The organism is Pseudomonas sp. FW305-3-2-15-E-TSA4, assembly GCF_058787295.1.
Map to the genome: position 1 here is coordinate 129,693 of NZ_JBYSZP010000014.1, position 16,684 is coordinate 146,376.

Sequence of the window (16,684 nt, forward strand, 5' to 3'; positions counted from 1 at the left end):
CCCCAAGGAGACCACTCCATGAGCCTCAACATCTTCTGGTTCCTGCCTACCCACGGCGACGGCCATTACCTTGGCACCGCCGAAGGCGCCCGCGCCGTTGACCACGGTTATCTGCAACAGGTCGCGCAAGCGGCGGATCGTCTGGGCTTTGGCGGCGTGCTGATTCCCACCGGCCGTTCCTGCGAAGACTCGTGGCTGGTCGCCGCGTCGCTGATACCGGTGACCCAGCGTCTGAAATTCCTTGTCGCCCTGCGCCCCGGGATCATTTCCCCGACGGTGGCGGCGCGACAGGCAGCGACCCTGGATCGTCTGTCCGGCGGTCGTGCGCTGTTCAACCTGGTGACCGGCGGTGACCCGGAAGAGTTGGCCGGTGATGGTCTGTTCCTCAACCACGAAGAACGCTATCAAGCCTCGGTGGAATTCACCCGCATCTGGCGTCGGGTGCTGGAAGGCGAAACCGTTGATTACGACGGCGAACACATCAGCGTGAAGGGCGCCAAGCTGCTTTATCCACCGATCCAGCAACCGCGTCCGCCGCTGTACTTCGGCGGCTCGTCGGAAGCGGCGCAGGATCTGGCTGCCGAACAGGTCGAGATGGTACTGACCTGGGGCGAACCGCCAGCCGCGGTGGCCGAGAAGATCGAACAAGTGCGCGCCAAAGCCGCCAGGCTCGGGCGTACCGTGCGCTTCGGCATTCGTCTGCATGTGATCGTGCGCGAAACCAACGCCGAAGCCTGGCAAGCAGCCGACCGGCTGATCTCGCATCTGGACGATGACACCATCAAACGTGCGCAAGCATCGCTGGCGCGCTTCGACTCGGTCGGTCAACAACGCATGGCCGCGCTGCACGGCGGCAGTCGCGACAACCTCGAAGTCAGCCCCAACCTGTGGGCGGGTGTCGGTCTGGTGCGCGGTGGTGCGGGGACGGCGCTGGTCGGTGATGGCCCGACTGTGGCCGCCCGCGTGAAGGAGTACGCGGATCTGGGTATAGACACCTTCATCTTCTCCGGTTATCCACACCTCGAAGAATCGTACCGCGTCGCTGAACTGCTGTTCCCGCACCTCGACATCGAGCGTCCGGAACTGCCGAAAAGCGCCGGTTATGTCAGCCCGTTCGGCGAGATGGTGGCCAACGACATTCTTCCCAAAGCCGCGTCGCAGAGCTGAGGCGCGCCATGAAAACATTTATCCACAGCCTCGCGCCCTGGGCGTTGCCGGTGCTCCTGCTGGCGGTGTGGCAGTTGTCGGTGTCAGCCGGTTGGTTGTCGACGCGGATTCTGCCGGCACCGGTGGCGGTGATTGAGGCCGGTGTCAGCCTGGTGCGCAGCGGCGAGATCTGGACGCACCTGGCGATCAGCGGCTGGCGCGCGGCGCTGGGCTTCACTATCGGCGGCAGCATCGGCCTGGTGCTGGGCTTCATCACCGGCCTGTCGAAGTGGGGTGAACGCCTGCTCGACAGCTCGGTGCAGATGATCCGCAACGTGCCGCACCTGGCGCTGATTCCGTTGGTAATTCTGTGGTTCGGCATCGATGAGTCGGCGAAGATTTTCCTGGTCGCATTGGGCACGTTGTTCCCGATCTACCTCAACACCTATCACGGCATCCGCAACGTCGATCCGGCGCTGGTGGAAATGGCGCGCAGTTACGGCCTGTCCCGTTTCAGCCTGTTCTGGCAAGTGATCCTGCCGGGTGCGTTGCCTTCGATTCTGGTCGGTGTGCGCTTTGCGCTGGGCTTCATGTGGCTGACGCTGATCGTTGCCGAAACCATCTCCGCCAGCTCCGGCATCGGCTATCTGGCGATGAATGCCCGCGAGTTTTTACAGACGGATGTGGTGGTGCTGGCGATCCTGCTTTACGCGGTACTCGGCAAACTCGCCGACCTCGCGGCCCGTGGACTTGAGCGCGTGTGGTTGCGTTGGCATCCGGCGTATCAGGTTGCCAAGGGAGGTGCGGCATGACCGCTCAACAACCTCCACGCTTGCTGCGCGGGATTCCGCTGGTGGTGCGCAACCTGCAGAAAACCTTTGGCGCGCGGCAGGTGTTGCGCGACATCGACCTGCACATTCCGGCGGGGCAATTCGTCGCCGTGGTCGGGCGCAGCGGGTGCGGCAAGAGCACCTTCCTGCGCTTGCTCGCCGGCCTCGATCAACCGACTGGCGGCGACCTGCTGGCCGGTGCTGCACCGCTGAGCGATGCGCGGGAAGACACCCGGTTGATGTTCCAGGAAGCCCGGCTGCTGCCGTGGAAAAAGATCATCGACAACGTCGGCCTCGGCCTTAAAGGCAACTGGCGCCCGCAAGCTCTGGAGGCGCTGGAAGCGGTGGGGCTGGCCGATCGCGCCAACGAGTGGCCAGCCGCCTTGTCCGGCGGGCAAAAGCAGCGTGTGGCGCTTGCCCGGGCGCTGATTCACCAGCCGCGCCTGTTGCTGCTCGACGAGCCGCTGGGTGCGCTGGATGCGCTGACCCGCATCGAGATGCAGCAACTGATCGAACGCCTCTGGCAGAAGCATGGGTTCACCGTGCTACTGGTGACCCATGACGTCAGCGAAGCGGTGGCGATTGCCGACCGGGTGATTCTGATCGAGGACGGCGAAGTCGGTCTCGACCTGCAAGTGGAACTGCCACGCCCGCGAGTGCGCGGATCGCATCGACTGGCGGCGCTGGAAACCGAAGTGCTCAACCGTGTTCTGTCCCTGCCCGGCGAGCCGCCGGAGCCGGAACCTGTTTCACCACTGCCTACGCAATTGCGCTGGGCTCAATAACTCAAGTTACATCCAACGACAGGAATCAAAGCCATGACTATCAAAGCCATCAACGTGCGCAACCAGTTCAAAGGCTCGATCAAGGAGATCGTTCTCGGCGACGTGCTGTCGGAAATCGACGTGCAAACCGCTTCCGGCATCGTCACTTCAGTGATCACCACCCGCTCGGTCAAGGAGCTGGAACTGGCGGTGGGCAGCGAGGTGATCGCCTTCGTGAAATCCACCGAGGTGTCGATCGCCAAGTTGTAAGCCAGTGAGTAAAAAACAACCCCGAAAGGCGTGAGCCCTTCGGGGTTTTTTGTGTCTGTCTTGAAGTTCGCGGTGCGGCCTTCGCGAGCAGGCTCGCTCCCACAGGGAACCGCATTCCAAATGTGGGAGCGAGCCTGCTCGCGAAGAGGCCGGTAAAGACGCTAGAGAATTCTTTTGGGCAGGTAAGGTGGAAGGTATAACCCGATGTAGGCATCAAACACCCGCATCCCTTCCTCGGCCATGCGCGGCGTGATCTGCCCATGCTGCTGCACCGAGCGCGCATACACGCGGTCGCCCAACTCCATCGCCAGCGCGAACACATCGACATCGCTGGGCAGGCGCGGCAATTCGAAGTGATGGTCGAACAGCTTGTGCATCAGGTCGCCGAGTTCGATGTCGTGCTGGCGGTCGGCCTGGGTCACTTCGGTCAGGCCGTGCTGGGCGAGGATCAACTGGCGGGCCGCCGCGTCTTCGTCGTAGATCTCCAGCATCCGCTCTTCGACCAGCCGCGACAGGTCACGCCAGTCGCGCAGCGCCTCGTGGTCGATCGGCGCTTGCAGGCAGGCGCGAAACGCCGCATGCACGTCGGCGGTCAGCGCTTCGAGCAGTGCCGGGACGCTGGCGAAGAAGTGATACACGGATGACGGCGGAATCTGCGCGCGTTCGGCGACGCTGTAGATCGACAGACTGGCCACACCCTCGGCGGCCAGCAGCGTACGCGCGGCTTCGAGTATCGAATCGATGCGCGCCTGGCTGCGGGCACGGGGTTTGCGGACGGGGGCGGGACGCGTCATGGAAGTCTCCTGCGGGGCAGCGGGCATTGTACGAGCCGCGCCGTGTGTTGTCTGCCGACCTGTGGCGAGGGGATTTATCCCCGATGGGTTGCGAAGCGACCCCAAACCCATTCCCCTCGGTGTGTCAGGAGTATCCGGTTCTCAGGGATTACGACTGCTGCGCAGCCGGTCGGGGATAAATCCCCTCACCACAGTGGAAAATGTTCAGGCATAAAAAAACGCTGCGGGCTGAAATGGCCGGCAGCGCTTTTTATTCCTGCAATCCGCTTAAACGGTATGCAGATACCAGTTGTACTCAAGGTCGGAGATGGAGTGTTCGAACTCCTCCAGCTCGCTTTCCTTGCAGGCGACGAAGATATCGATGTATTTCGGATCGATGTACTTGGCCATCACTTCGCTGTCGTCCAGCTCGCGCAGGGCATCGCGCAAGTTGTTCGGCAGGCTTTGTTCGTTCTGCTCATAGCTGTTGCCTTCGACCGGAGCGCCCGGTTCGATCTTGTTCACCAGACCGTGATGCACACCGGCCAGGACCGAAGCCATCAGCAGGTACGGGTTGGCGTCGGCGCCCGCTACGCGGTGTTCGATACGCACGGCATCGGCAGAGCCGGTTGGTACGCGGATCGCCACGGTGCGGTTGTCCAGGCCCCAGCACGGCGAGTTCGGCACGTAGAACTGCGCGCCGAAGCGACGGTACGAGTTGACGTTCGGGCAGAGGAAAGCCATCTGCGCCGGCAGGGTCTCGAGCACACCGCCGATCGCGTGACGCAGCGCGGCGTTCTGCTCGGGATCCTCGCTTGCAAAGATGTTCTTGCCATCTTTGTCGAGCACCGAGATGTGGACATGCAGACCATTACCCGCCTGGCCCGGATACGGCTTGGCCATGAAGGTGGTGTCCATTTCATGGTCGTAGGCGATGTTCTTGATCAGACGCTTGAGCAGGACTGCGTAGTCGCACGCCTTGATCGGGTCGGCGACGTGGTGCAGGTTCACTTCGAACTGCGCCGGGGCACTTTCCTTGACGATCGCGTCGGCCGGGATGCCTTGCTCTTTGGCGCCTTCCAGAATGTCCTGGAGGCAGTCGACGTATTCGTCGAGGTCGTCGATCAGGTAGACCTGAGTCGAGTGTGGGCGTTTGCCGGAGATCGGCGAGCGTGGCGGCTGAGGGCGGCCGTTCACGTTTTCCTGGTCGATCAGGTAGAACTCCAGCTCGAAGGCTGCGCAGATGGTCAAGCCCAGCTCGTCAAACTTTGCAACAACTTGACGGAGCACTTCGCGCGGATCGGCGAAGAACGGGTCGCCTTCGAGTTCGTGCATGGTCATCAACAGTTGCGCGGTAGGGCGCTTCTGCCATGGCTCGTTGCACAGGGTATCGGGGATTGGATAGCAGATCCGGTCGGCGTCGCCGATGTCCAAACCCAGGCCGGTGCTTTCCACCGTAGAGCCATTGATATCCAGAGCAAATAGAGAGGCCGGCAGGTTGATGCCTTTCTCGTAAACCTTGTGGAGGCTGGTGCGTTCGATGCGCTTGCCGCGCACCACACCATTCATATCCGCAATCAGAAGGTCAACGTACAGAACCTCAGGATGTTCCTTAAGGAACGCGTTCGCTTCGTTAAGCTGAACGGCACGCGGGGGTACCGACATGATGCAACACCTTTGTTGTTAAAAATATCAATCATTGATCTTTTCTGGTTTCAGTCAACCCGAACGGCCTGCCGAAGTCAAGCGAGGCCTTTTTTGCCCTAAAAAAGCGCTGCAAGGGCATTTATGGGGCACTTTGGGGCAGTTTTTTGTCCTTGGGACGCTTGGCACCCGCGGGCTTGAGCAGGCCGTGTTGTATTTTTTACGGGGGTGTTGTGTAAAAAAATGAACAAGGCTAAGCTCCGACCAAACCCATAACAGCAATAATACCGGGGTGCTTCATGTCTCGCCTGCCGTTAATCGGCATCACCGACTGCTCGCAACAGTCCGGTCTGCATGCTCATCACATCAGTGGCGACAAATCCGTCCGTGACGCGGCCAGCATGGCTCGTGGCGGGTCGACGAGGTTCTTGTGCGCATCAGGCCCAACGGCAACGTCCGATATTCTGGACGCACGGGACAGCATCCTGTTTATGGCGTCTCCTTCCAATATAGATCCCTTTGAGTCCCAAAGCCTGTGCCGCTTCCAAAGCCGTGCTCATGATTCTGCACGCCTTGAATGTGCACAGGAAATGCAACGCCAGCGTAAAGGGCAGGTAAGCTCCTCTTTCATTGTCTATGCGCGGTGCCAGGCGTAAGCCGGTACTGCGCGCAAGCAAGCCCCCTTTAACGCGACGCCACGGCGTCAAACTTTGCCTGACACGATGTCAGGAGACTCAGCCCAGAGGCATTTATGAGTAACAACCTCGACCAGCTCACCGATTGGTTGAAAGACCACAAGATCACAGAAGTCGAATGCATGATCGGCGACTTGACCGGTATCACCCGGGGCAAGATCTCGCCGACCAACAAGTTCATCGCCGAGAAGGGCATGCGCCTGCCGGAAAGCGTGCTGTTGCAGACCGTGACCGGCGACTACGTCGAAGACGACATCTATTACGAACTGCTCGACCCGGCCGACATCGACATGATCTGCCGCCCCGACCAGAACGCCGTGTACCTGGTGCCATGGGCCATCGAGCCGACTGCCCAGGTGATCCACGACACCTACGACAAGCAAGGCAACCCGATTGAGCTGTCGCCGCGCAACGTCCTCAAGAAAGTCCTCAAGCTCTATGCCGACAAGGGCTGGCAGCCGATCGTGGCGCCGGAGATGGAGTTCTACCTGACCAAGCGCAGTGACGACCCCGACTATCCGCTGCAGCCGCCAATCGGCCGCTCGGGACGTCCGGAAATCGGTCGTCAGTCGTTCTCCATCGAAGCGGCGAACGAATTCGACCCGCTGTTCGAAGACGTCTACGACTGGTGCGAACTGCAGGAGCTGGACCTCGACACGCTGATCCACGAAGACGGCACGGCGCAGATGGAAATCAACTTCCGTCACGGCGATGCACTGTCGCTGGCCGACCAGATCCTGGTGTTCAAACGCACCATGCGCGAAGCCGCGCTCAAGCATGACGTGGCCGCGACCTTTATGGCCAAGCCGATGACCGGCGAGCCGGGCAGTGCGATGCACTTGCACCAGAGCATCATCGACATCGAGACCGGCAAGAACGTGTTCTCTAATGAAGACGGGACCATGAGCCAGCTGTTCCTGCACCACATCGGTGGCCTGCAGAAACTGATCCCTGAGCTGTTGCCGCTGTTCGCGCCGAACGTCAACTCGTTCCGCCGCTTCCTGCCGGACACTTCGGCGCCGGTGAACGTGGAGTGGGGCGAAGAAAACCGCACCGTGGGCCTGCGCGTACCGGATGCCGGGCCGCAGAACCGTCGGGTGGAAAACCGCCTGCCGGGCGCCGACGCCAACCCGTACCTGGCGATTGCCGCGAGCCTGCTTTGCGGTTACATCGGCATGGTCGAGGGCCTCAATCCGAGCGCGCCAGTGGTCGGTCGTGGCTATGAACGCCGCAACCTGCGCCTGCCGCTGACCATCGAGGATGCGCTGGAGCGTATGGAGAACAGCGCGACCATCGAGAAATACCTGGGCAAGACCTTCATCACCGGCTACGTCGCGGTCAAGCGGGCCGAGCATGAAAACTTCAAGCGCGTGATCAGTTCCTGGGAGCGTGAGTACCTGCTCTTCGCCGTCTGATACGCCGGGCGCGGTGGCCAGCCGCCGCGCCTTCACCGATAACAAGGAGAATTGGCATGACCAGCAACAACCCGCAAACCCGTGAGTGGCAAGCCCTGAGCAGCGATCACCACCTGGCCCCGTTCAGCGATTTCAAGCAGCTGAAAGAGAAGGGTCCACGGATCATCACCAACGCCAAGGGCGTGTACCTGTGGGACAGCGAGGGCAACAAGATCCTCGATGGCATGGCGGGTCTGTGGTGCGTGGCGATCGGTTATGGCCGCGATGAGCTGGCTGACGCCGCCGCGAAGCAGATGCGCGAACTGCCTTACTACAACCTGTTCTTCCAGACTGCGCACCCGCCGGCACTGGAACTGGCCAAGGCCATCGCCGACGTGGCGCCGCAAGGCATGAACCACGTGTTCTTCACCGGTTCCGGCTCCGAAGGCAACGACACCATGCTGCGCATGGTTCGCCACTACTGGGCGATCAAGGGCCAGCCGAACAAGAAAGTCATCATCAGCCGCAAGAACGGTTATCACGGTTCCACCGTGGCCGGCGCTAGCCTGGGTGGCATGACCTATATGCACGAGCAGGGCGACTTGCCGATTCCGGGCATCGTCCATATCGCGCAGCCGTACTGGTTCGCCGAGGGCGGCGACATGTCGCCGGAAGAGTTCGGCATCTGGGCGGCCAATCAGCTGGAAGAGAAGATTCTCGAAGTCGGCGTGGACAACGTCGGTGCGTTCATTGCCGAGCCGATTCAGGGCGCCGGCGGCGTGATCATTCCGCCAGACACCTACTGGCCGCGCATCAAGGAAATCCTCGCCAAGTACGACATTCTGTTCGTGGCCGACGAAGTGATCTGTGGCTTCGGTCGTACCGGCCAATGGTTCGGTTCGGATTTCTACGATCTGAAGCCGGACATGATGACCATCGCCAAAGGCCTGACCTCCGGCTACATCCCGATGGGTGGTCTGATCGTGCGTGATGAAGTGGTGAAGGTGCTCAACGAGGGCGGCGATTTCAACCACGGCTTCACCTACTCCGGGCACCCGGTGGCGGCGGCGGTGGGGCTGGAAAACATCCGGATTCTGCGCGACGAGAAAATTATCGAGAACGCGCACAACGAAACGGCACCGTATTTGCAGAAACGTCTGCGCGAACTCAACGACCACCCGTTGGTGGGCGAAGTGCGCGGCGTTGGTCTGCTGGGGGCGATCGAGCTGGTGCAGGACAAGGCCACTCGCAAGCGTTACGAAGGTCGGGGCGTGGGCATGATCTGCCGGCAGTTCTGCTTCGATAACGGCCTGATCATGCGCGCCGTGGGCGACACCATGATCATTGCGCCGCCGCTGGTGATCAGCAAGGCGGAGATCGATGAGCTGGTGACCAAGGCGCGCAAGTGCCTGGACCTGACCCTCAGTGCGTTGCAGGCCTAAGTGCTAGGCTTCGAGCGGGGGAGCTGCGGCGCTCTCGCTCGAAGGTGTCAGAAAGGTTGGCCTTTTCTTGAAAGACCGCCTCCGATCTTGCCAGACTAGCCGCGGTTCCAGTTGTCCGGGTTCGGCCGCTGAACAAAGTGGTTCAAAAAAGAAAAATTTGGAGCATGACGCATGAAGGCATTAGGTAAAAAGCTTGCTGGCAAGACTCTTCTCGCGCTGTCCGTCGCGGGCATGATGGCGGGTGCGGTTCACGCGGACGACAAGGTACTGCACGTCTACAACTGGTCTGACTACATCGCTCCGGACACCATCGCCAACTTCGAAAAAGAGTCGGGGATCAAGGTGGTCTACGACGTGTTCGACAGCAACGAAACCCTGGAAGCCAAACTGCTGGCGGGCAAATCCGGTTACGACGTCGTTGTGCCGTCGAACAACTTCCTGGCCAAGCAGATCAAGGCGGGCGTTTACCAGGAGCTGGACCAGTCCAAGCTGCCTAACTGGAAGAATCTGAACCAGGACCTGCTCAAGGCCGTGTCGGTCAGCGACCCGGGCAACAAGCACGCCTTCCCGTACATGTGGGGCTCGATCGGCATCGGTTACAACCCGGAGAAGGTCAAGGCTGCGCTGGGCGTCGACACCATCGACTCGTGGGACGTGCTGCTCAAGCCTGAGAACATCGCCAAGCTCAAGGGCTGCGGCGTGAGCTTCCTCGACTCGCCGACCGAAATGCTCCCGGTCGCGCTGCACTACCTGGGCCTGCCTACAGACACCCAGAAAAAAGAAGACATCAAGAAAGCCGAGGAGCTGTTCCTCAAGATTCGTCCTTCGATCACCTACTTCCACTCCTCCAAGTACATCTCGGATCTGGCCAACGGCAACATCTGCGTAGCGGTCGGCTACTCGGGTGACGTGCAGCAGGCCAAATCCCGTGCCGCCGAGGCCGGTGACAAGGTGAAAGTCAGCTACGCCATTCCGAAGGAAGGTGCTGGCAGCTTCTTCGACATGGTCGCCATCCCTAAGGATGCCGAAAACGTTGAAGGCGCCTACAAATTCATGACCTTCCTGCAGAAGCCTGACGTCATGGCCGGCATCACCAACGCCGTACGCTTCCCGAACGGTAACGCGGCTGCAACCGCTCTGGTGGCAAAAGACATCACCAGCGATCCAGGCATCTACCCGCCAGCCGACGTGCAGGCCAAGCTGTATGCGATCGCCGATTTGCCGGCCGCTACCCAGCGTGAACTGACCCGCAGCTGGACCAAGATCAAATCCGGTAAATAAGCCGGTTTGACGCAGCAACCGCTGGCCGTCGTCGCCGCGACGGCGGCCAGCGGATCAATTAAATGACAGGAAGTTTTGCAGGAACGGTTTTTCGAGGGTAAGTTGCGCGCCGGTTTGGTTGCCGGGCAGCCATGGCTGTCATGTAACGCGGGGCAACTTGGGCCCAACTAATTTAGAGGACCTCCACTTGCCTATTTTTTCTTCTTTGCGCAAAGCCCTGCTGGCCACTGCCGGCCTGACGATCGCTGTCGGAGCCCAGGCCGCCGGTACGGTGCATATTTATAACTGGTCGGATTACATCGGCGAGACCACCCTGGCCGACTTCCAGAAAGAAACCGGAATCAAACCGGTGTACGACGTGTTCGATTCCAACGAGACCCTGGAAGGCAAGCTGCTGGCCGGGCGTACCGGTTACGACGTGGTCGTGCCGTCGAACCATTTCCTCGGCAAGCAGATCAAGGCGGGCGCGTTCCAGAAGCTCGACAAGTCGCAGTTGCCGAATTATTCGAATCTCGATCCGGTGCTGCTCAAGCGCCTGGAACAGAACGACCCGGGCAACCAGTACGCCGTGCCGTACCTGTGGGGCACCAACGGCATCGGCTACAACGTCGAGAAAGTCAAAGCGGTGCTCGGCATCGACAAGATCGACTCCTGGAGCGTGCTGTTCGAGCCGGAGAACATCAAGAAGCTGCACAGCTGTGGCGTCGCGTTCCTCGACTCGGCCGATGAAATGATGCCGACCGTGCTCAACTACATGGGCCTGAACGCCAACAGCACCAATCCGAAAGACTACGCCAAGGCCACCGACAAACTGCTGGCCGTGCGTCCTTATGTGACCTATTTCCACTCGTCGAAATACATCGGTGATCTGGCCAACGGCGACATTTGCGTGGCCATCGGTTTCTCCGGCGATATCTTCCAGGCCAAGCACCGTGCCGAAGAAGCGAAGAAGGGCGTGAACATCGCCTACTCGATCCCGAAAGAGGGCGGCGCGCTGTGGTTCGACATGCTGGCGATTCCAAAGGACTCGTCCAACGTCAAAGAGGCCCACGCCTTCATCAACTATTTGCTGAAACCTGAGGTGATCGCCCAGGTCAGTGATTACGTCGGTTACGCCAACCCCAACCCGGGGTCGGACAAGCTGATGGAACAGTCCATCCGCACCGACGAAGCGGTTTATCCACCGCAAGCAGTCCTCGACAAGACTTACGTGTCGGTCGAGTTGCCACCCAATATTCAGCGTTTGATGACCCGTAGCTGGACCAAGGTCAAGTCGGGCAAGTAAGGCACAAACTATCCTGGGTTCGTCCGCATGGGGCGAACTGCACTGTTTTTTTCTGGGAGTTTCGTAAATGGCAGTTGCCTCCGGCGCCTATAAGAAAGCCCTCGAGGGCGACCAGACACCTAAGCAGGTGTTGGTCAAAATCGACCGGGTCACGAAGAAGTTCGACGAGACGATTGCCGTGGACGATGTGTCCCTGGAAATCAAGAAAGGCGAGATCTTCGCCCTGCTCGGCGGTTCGGGATCGGGCAAATCCACGCTGCTGCGGATGCTGGCAGGGTTCGAACGGCCCACGGAGGGGCGCATTTTCCTCGACGGCGTCGACATCACCGACATGCCGCCGTACGAGCGACCGATCAACATGATGTTCCAGTCGTACGCCTTGTTCCCGCACATGACCGTGGCGCAGAACATCGCCTTCGGCCTCAAGCAGGACAAGATCCCGAACGCCGAAATCGACGCCCGTGTGGCCGAAATGCTCAAACTGGTGCAGATGAGCCAGTACGCCAAGCGCAAGCCGCATCAACTGTCCGGCGGTCAGCGTCAGCGTGTGGCACTGGCACGCTCGCTGGCCAAGCGGCCGAAACTGCTGCTGCTCGACGAGCCGATGGGCGCACTGGACAAGAAACTGCGTTCGCAGATGCAACTGGAGCTGGTAGAGATCATCGAGCGCGTCGGCGTGACCTGCGTGATGGTGACCCACGACCAGGAAGAGGCCATGACCATGGCCGAGCGCATCGCGATCATGCACCTGGGCTGGATCGCCCAGATCGGCAGCCCGATCGACATCTACGAAACCCCGACCAGCCGTCTGGTCTGTGAATTCATCGGCAACGTGAACATCTTCGAAGGCGAAGTGATCGACGACGCCGAAGGCCACGCGACCATCACCTGCAAGGACCTCGACCGGCAGATCTACGTCGGCCACGGCATCAGCACCTCGGTGCAAGACAAGTCCGTGACCTACGCGATTCGTCCGGAGAAGCTGCTGGTCACCGCCGAGATGCCGACCTGCGAATACAACTGGTCGAGCGGCAAGGTGCATGACATCGCCTACCTCGGCGGCCACTCGGTGTTCTACGTCGAATTGCCGAGCGGCAAGCTGGTGCAGTCGTTCGTTGCCAACGCCGAACGTCGCGGCCAGCGTCCGACCTGGGGCGATCAGGTTTACGTGTGGTGGGAAGACGACAGCGGCGTGGTACTTCGCTCATGAACATGCGCAAGTTCAAACGACGGCTCAACCGAATAATTCCCAATGGCCGGCAGCTGGTCATCGGGGTTCCGTTCATCTGGCTGTTTCTGTTCTTCATGCTGCCGTTCTTCATCGTCCTGAAGATCAGCTTCGCTGAAGCCGACGTGGCCATCCCGCCGTACACCGAGATCTACACCTTCGCCGAACAGAAGCTGCAACTGCTGCTGAACCTGGGCAACTACGCGATGCTCGGCGACGACGAGCTGTACATCGCTGCTTACCTAGGCTCGCTGAAGATGGCGTTCTTCAGCACGCTGTTGTGTCTGCTGATCGGTTACCCGATGGCCTACGCCATCGCCAGTGCGCGCAAAGAGCTGCAGACGGTGCTGGTGCTGCTGATCATGATGCCGACCTGGACTGCGATCCTGATCCGCGTTTACGCGTGGATGGGCATCCTCAGCAACAACGGCCTGCTCAACGGTTTCCTGATGAGCATGGGCTTTATCGACGAGCCGCTGCAGATCCTCAACACCAACCTGGCGGTGTACATCGGCGTGGTTTATTCGTACCTGCCGTTCATGATCCTGCCGCTGTACGCCAACCTGGTGAAACACGATCAGAGCCTGCTGGAAGCGGCTTCCGACCTCGGTTCGAGCACCTTCAACAGCTTCTGGAAAATCACTATTCCACTGTCCAAGAACGGGATCATTGCCGGCTGCATGCTGGTGTTCATCCCGGTGGTCGGTGAGTTCGTGATCCCGGAACTGCTCGGCGGCCCGGAAACCCTGATGATCGGTAAAGTGCTCTGGCAAGAGTTCTTCAACAACCGTGACTGGCCGGTGGCGTCTGCGCTGGCGGTGGTGATGCTGGCGATCCTGATTGTGCCGATCATCCTGTTCAACCGCAGTCAGGCCAAGGAAATGGAGGGCAAAGAATGAAGAACTTCCGTTTCTCCAGCCTGATGCTGGTACTGGGTCTGTTGTTCATCTACCTGCCGATGCTGATCCTGGTGATCTACTCGTTCAACGCCTCGAAACTGGTGACGGTGTGGGGTGGCTGGTCGATCAAGTGGTACGTCGGCCTGCTCGATAACACCCAACTGATGGGCTCGGTGGTGCGCTCGCTGGAAATCGCCTGCTACACCGCGGTTGCGGCGGTGGCGCTGGGTACGCTGGCAGCGTTCGTGCTGACCCGCATCACCCACTTCAAGGGCCGCACGCTGTTCGGTGGCCTGGTGACGGCGCCGTTGGTAATGCCGGAAGTGATCACCGGTCTGTCGCTGTTGCTGCTGTTCGTGGCCATGGCGCAGATGATCGGCTGGCCGCAGGAACGCGGCATCGTCACCATCTGGATCGCCCACACGACTTTCTGTGCAGCGTATGTGGCGGTGGTGGTGTCGGCGCGTCTGCGTGAGCTGGACCTGTCGATCGAAGAGGCAGCAATGGATCTGGGTGCGCGGCCGTGGAAGGTGTTCTTCCTGATCACCATCCCGATGATCGCACCGTCGCTGGCAGCGGGCGGCATGATGTCGTTCGCCCTGTCGCTGGACGATCTGGTACTGGCGAGCTTCGTTTCCGGCCCGGGTTCGACCACCCTGCCGATGGAAGTGTTCTCGGCGGTGCGTCTGGGCGTGAAGCCTGAGATCAACGCCGTGGCCAGCCTGATTCTGCTGGCGGTGTCGATCGTGACGTTCCTGGTGTGGTTCTTCAGCCGCCGAGCCGAAGAAGCGCGCAAGAAAGCCATCCAGCAAGCCATCGAAGAAGGCGCCGCCGATTCGTGGAAGCAACCGGACGTGCGCCGCGCGCCTGCGCCGGAAGCGGCTTAAAGCAAACTCGGGTTGGCCCCTTTATCAAGGCCAACCCAAATCCAACTGTGGGAGCGGGCTATTGTGGTGAGGGGATTTATCCCCGATGGGTTGCGAAGCGGCCCCTCTTTTGATCCTGAAAGTAGGGATTGCTACGCAGTCCATCGGGGATAAATCCCCTCACCACAGGGCACACCCCCACAGTCGGTTTTATGCAGTCCAAGGAGATTGGCGGATGACCTCAACAAAGTTCATCGGTTTGAACCCCGGCTCCTGATCCACCAGCACATCGGTCTTCACATTGCCGAACGTGGTCTGCGGACGATGGCGCAAGCCGTCGGCAAACGCGCAGATGATGCACTCCTTGAAACCTTCCCCGCGTGGATGCGCATGCACCACCGCCTCGCGCTGGGTGCTGCTGAACGCCGCGTAATCCATCCCCAATACATCCATCTCGACACCCGCCGTCACCAGCGCCACGGTCGGCCGCAAATGCTTCGGCACCCCCGGCGTGGTGTGCAGAGCAATCGACAGCCAGACCTGCTCGATGTCGTCATCGCTCAGTCCGTACGGCTTGAGAAATGCCGCTGCCGCGTTGGCGCCATCCACTTCGAAACGCTCGTCGACACTGCGATAGCCTTCGACCAGGCCGAGGTCGTGGAACATCGCGCCGACGTACAGCAGCTCCGGGTTGTAGGCCAGTTGCCGGCGCTCGCCGCTCAACGCACCGAACAGAAATACCCGGCGCGAGTGGTGGTAGAGCAAGTCGGTTTCGATGTCGCGAATGTACTCGGTGGTGGCCCGGGCGAGGGCGCTGTCGGGGATCTTGATGCCGGCAATGGTCGTGCTCATGAAGGTATCCTCATCGAAAACGCCGTCGTGGCGCTGATGGACAAAGTCTGTTCCCCGAGGCACTAAACGGACAATCAACGCATGGCTGCGATCCTTGCCAATCGACCTGCAAATCGTGCCAACCTCGCTTGTTGAACCTGGATTGGCTAGGGTTGGCTCAATCAACAAGGCAGGCACGGCCCATGTGGGAGCGGGCTTGCTCGCGAAAGGGCCCTCATATTCAACTTACCTGTTGAATGACACACCGCTTTCGCGAGCAAGCCCGCTCCCACAGGGATTTGTGTTTGCCACAGGCATTGAGGACATTGGAGGCTCATGAACAAAACCGTCGCCATCGTGGTGTTCCCCGGCGTGCAGGCGCTGGATGTCAGCGGGCCGATGGATGTGTTCGCCGAGGCCAACCGGTTTCTGCCGCCCGAGGATCACTACCAGCTGGAGGTGATCGGCCTCGAACGTGGGCCGATGGCTTGCTCCAATGGCCTGAACCTCAGCGCTCACCGACACTTCAGCGAAGCGCACGATGCTTATGACCTGCTGCTGGTGGCCGGCGGGCCGCAGTTACCGTTCATGGATTTCGGCAAGCCTTTCGACACCTGGCTGCGCGAGGCCTGCACCCGTGCCCGGCGCTTTGGCTCGATCTGCAACGGCGCGTTCATGCTGGCGCGGGCGGGACTGCTGGAAGGGCGCACCGTGACCACCCACTGGAACGATGCCGAAGCCTTGGCACAGTTGTGTCCATCGACCCGAGTCGAGGCCGATCGCCTGTACGTCGAAGACGGTGCGCTCTACACCTCGGCCGGGGTCACCGCCGGGATCGATCTGTCGTTGTACCTGTTGGCCCGCGATCACGGCGCTGAAGTGGCGCTGAGTGTGGCCAAGCGGCTGGTGGTATTCACCCAGCGTTCTGGCGGGCAATCGCAGTTCAGCCCGTTCCTCACGCCGCACGCGGAGCCGACGTCGGCGGTGGCGATGGTGCAGTTATATGTGCTGGCCAACCTCACCGGGGATCTGACGATTGCCGATCTGGCGAATGCGGCGAACATGAGTGCGCGCAACTTCTCCCGGGTGTTCGCTCGCGAAGCCCGGGTCACCCCGGCGGAGTTCGTCGAAAGTGCGCGAGTGGATGCGGCGCGGGTGCTGCTGGAAAGCACCACGGCGCCACTGAAAACCGTGGCCTATCAGTGCGGGTTTCGCGATGCGCAGCATATGCGCAGTGTGTTCAATCGGCGGTTGGGGGTGACACCACAGCAGTTTCGGCTGAATTTTGCGTTGATGCTCTGAGAGATGTGTTGAGTTGGCGGGCCCGATCGCGAGC

General features: G+C 60.6%; 15 protein-coding genes. 12 read left to right on the forward strand and 3 right to left on the reverse strand.

The window, feature by feature from the left end; genetic code table 11:
• The first annotated feature begins 18 nt into the window (after positions 1–18).
• The 4 genes from ssuD to AC3WMV_RS19865 are packed head-to-tail and all read left to right on the forward strand — an operon-like array spanning position 19 to position 3,010.
• Entirely contained in the window at positions 19–1,167 is a 1,149-nt protein-coding gene (ssuD, locus tag AC3WMV_RS19850) for an FMNH2-dependent alkanesulfonate monooxygenase (RefSeq protein WP_047596660.1), read from the forward strand.
• 8 nt (positions 1,168–1,175) lie between these two features.
• Complete coding sequence (gene ssuC / locus AC3WMV_RS19855; RefSeq protein WP_103368208.1) at positions 1,176–1,958, forward strand: aliphatic sulfonate ABC transporter permease SsuC; 783 nt, start codon at positions 1,176–1,178, stop codon at positions 1,956–1,958.
• Positions 1,955–2,761: an aliphatic sulfonates ABC transporter ATP-binding protein gene (gene ssuB / locus AC3WMV_RS19860; RefSeq protein WP_095137604.1), complete on the forward strand. Its 807-nt coding sequence runs from the start codon at positions 1,955–1,957 to the stop codon at positions 2,759–2,761. The genes ssuC and ssuB overlap by 4 nt, the downstream gene beginning before the upstream one ends.
• A gap of 33 nt (positions 2,762–2,794) precedes the next feature.
• Positions 2,795–3,010 carry a TOBE domain-containing protein gene (locus tag AC3WMV_RS19865; protein ID WP_007967989.1) on the forward strand — a complete coding sequence of 72 codons (216 nt, stop codon included), beginning with the start codon at positions 2,795–2,797 and terminating at the stop codon, positions 3,008–3,010.
• Positions 3,011–3,171: 161 nt separating this feature from the next.
• On the opposite strand, the gene AC3WMV_RS19870 is transcribed toward AC3WMV_RS19865, so the two are convergent.
• Complete coding sequence (locus AC3WMV_RS19870; RefSeq protein ID WP_103368209.1) at positions 3,172–3,804, reverse strand: TetR/AcrR family transcriptional regulator; 633 nt, start codon at positions 3,802–3,804, stop codon at positions 3,172–3,174.
• 267 nt (positions 3,805–4,071) lie between these two features.
• Entirely contained in the window at positions 4,072–5,448 is a 1,377-nt protein-coding gene (locus tag AC3WMV_RS19875) for a glutamine synthetase family protein (protein ID WP_003229254.1), read from the reverse strand.
• A 730-nt stretch (positions 5,449–6,178) separates the two neighbouring features.
• Between AC3WMV_RS19875 and AC3WMV_RS19880 the strand changes: the two genes are divergently transcribed.
• The 7 genes from AC3WMV_RS19880 (at position 6,179) to AC3WMV_RS19910 (ending at position 14,538) form a co-directional block, all read left to right on the forward strand.
• Positions 6,179–7,537, forward strand: a complete 1,359-nt coding sequence (locus AC3WMV_RS19880) for a glutamine synthetase family protein (protein ID WP_007967993.1) — start codon at positions 6,179–6,181, stop codon at positions 7,535–7,537.
• Positions 7,538–7,593: 56 nt separating this feature from the next.
• Complete coding sequence (locus AC3WMV_RS19885) at positions 7,594–8,958, forward strand: aspartate aminotransferase family protein (RefSeq protein WP_096797600.1); 1,365 nt, start codon at positions 7,594–7,596, stop codon at positions 8,956–8,958.
• A 171-nt stretch (positions 8,959–9,129) separates the two neighbouring features.
• Positions 9,130–10,239, forward strand: a complete 1,110-nt coding sequence (locus tag AC3WMV_RS19890) for a polyamine ABC transporter substrate-binding protein (protein WP_097089597.1) — start codon at positions 9,130–9,132, stop codon at positions 10,237–10,239.
• Between the two features lie 187 nt (positions 10,240–10,426).
• Positions 10,427–11,524: a polyamine ABC transporter substrate-binding protein gene (locus AC3WMV_RS19895; protein ID WP_027610516.1), complete on the forward strand. Its 1,098-nt coding sequence runs from the start codon at positions 10,427–10,429 to the stop codon at positions 11,522–11,524.
• 67 nt (positions 11,525–11,591) lie between these two features.
• Positions 11,592–12,734, forward strand: a complete 1,143-nt coding sequence (locus AC3WMV_RS19900; protein WP_003229245.1) for an ABC transporter ATP-binding protein — start codon at positions 11,592–11,594, stop codon at positions 12,732–12,734.
• A 35-nt stretch (positions 12,735–12,769) separates the two neighbouring features.
• A complete protein-coding gene (locus AC3WMV_RS19905) occupies positions 12,770–13,651 on the forward strand; it encodes an ABC transporter permease subunit (RefSeq protein WP_171061891.1) in 882 nt (293 codons plus the stop codon).
• Positions 13,648–14,538: an ABC transporter permease subunit gene (locus AC3WMV_RS19910; RefSeq protein ID WP_103369647.1), complete on the forward strand. Its 891-nt coding sequence runs from the start codon at positions 13,648–13,650 to the stop codon at positions 14,536–14,538. The genes AC3WMV_RS19905 and AC3WMV_RS19910 overlap by 4 nt, the downstream gene beginning before the upstream one ends.
• A 189-nt stretch (positions 14,539–14,727) precedes the next feature.
• On the opposite strand, the gene AC3WMV_RS19915 is transcribed toward AC3WMV_RS19910, so the two are convergent.
• Entirely contained in the window at positions 14,728–15,369 is a 642-nt protein-coding gene (locus AC3WMV_RS19915; protein ID WP_103369648.1) for an HD domain-containing protein, read from the reverse strand.
• 315 nt (positions 15,370–15,684) lie between these two features.
• On the opposite strand from AC3WMV_RS19915, the gene AC3WMV_RS19920 reads away from it, so the two are divergent.
• Entirely contained in the window at positions 15,685–16,650 is a 966-nt protein-coding gene (locus tag AC3WMV_RS19920) for a GlxA family transcriptional regulator (protein WP_103369649.1), read from the forward strand.
• Positions 16,651–16,684 lie beyond the last annotated feature (34 nt).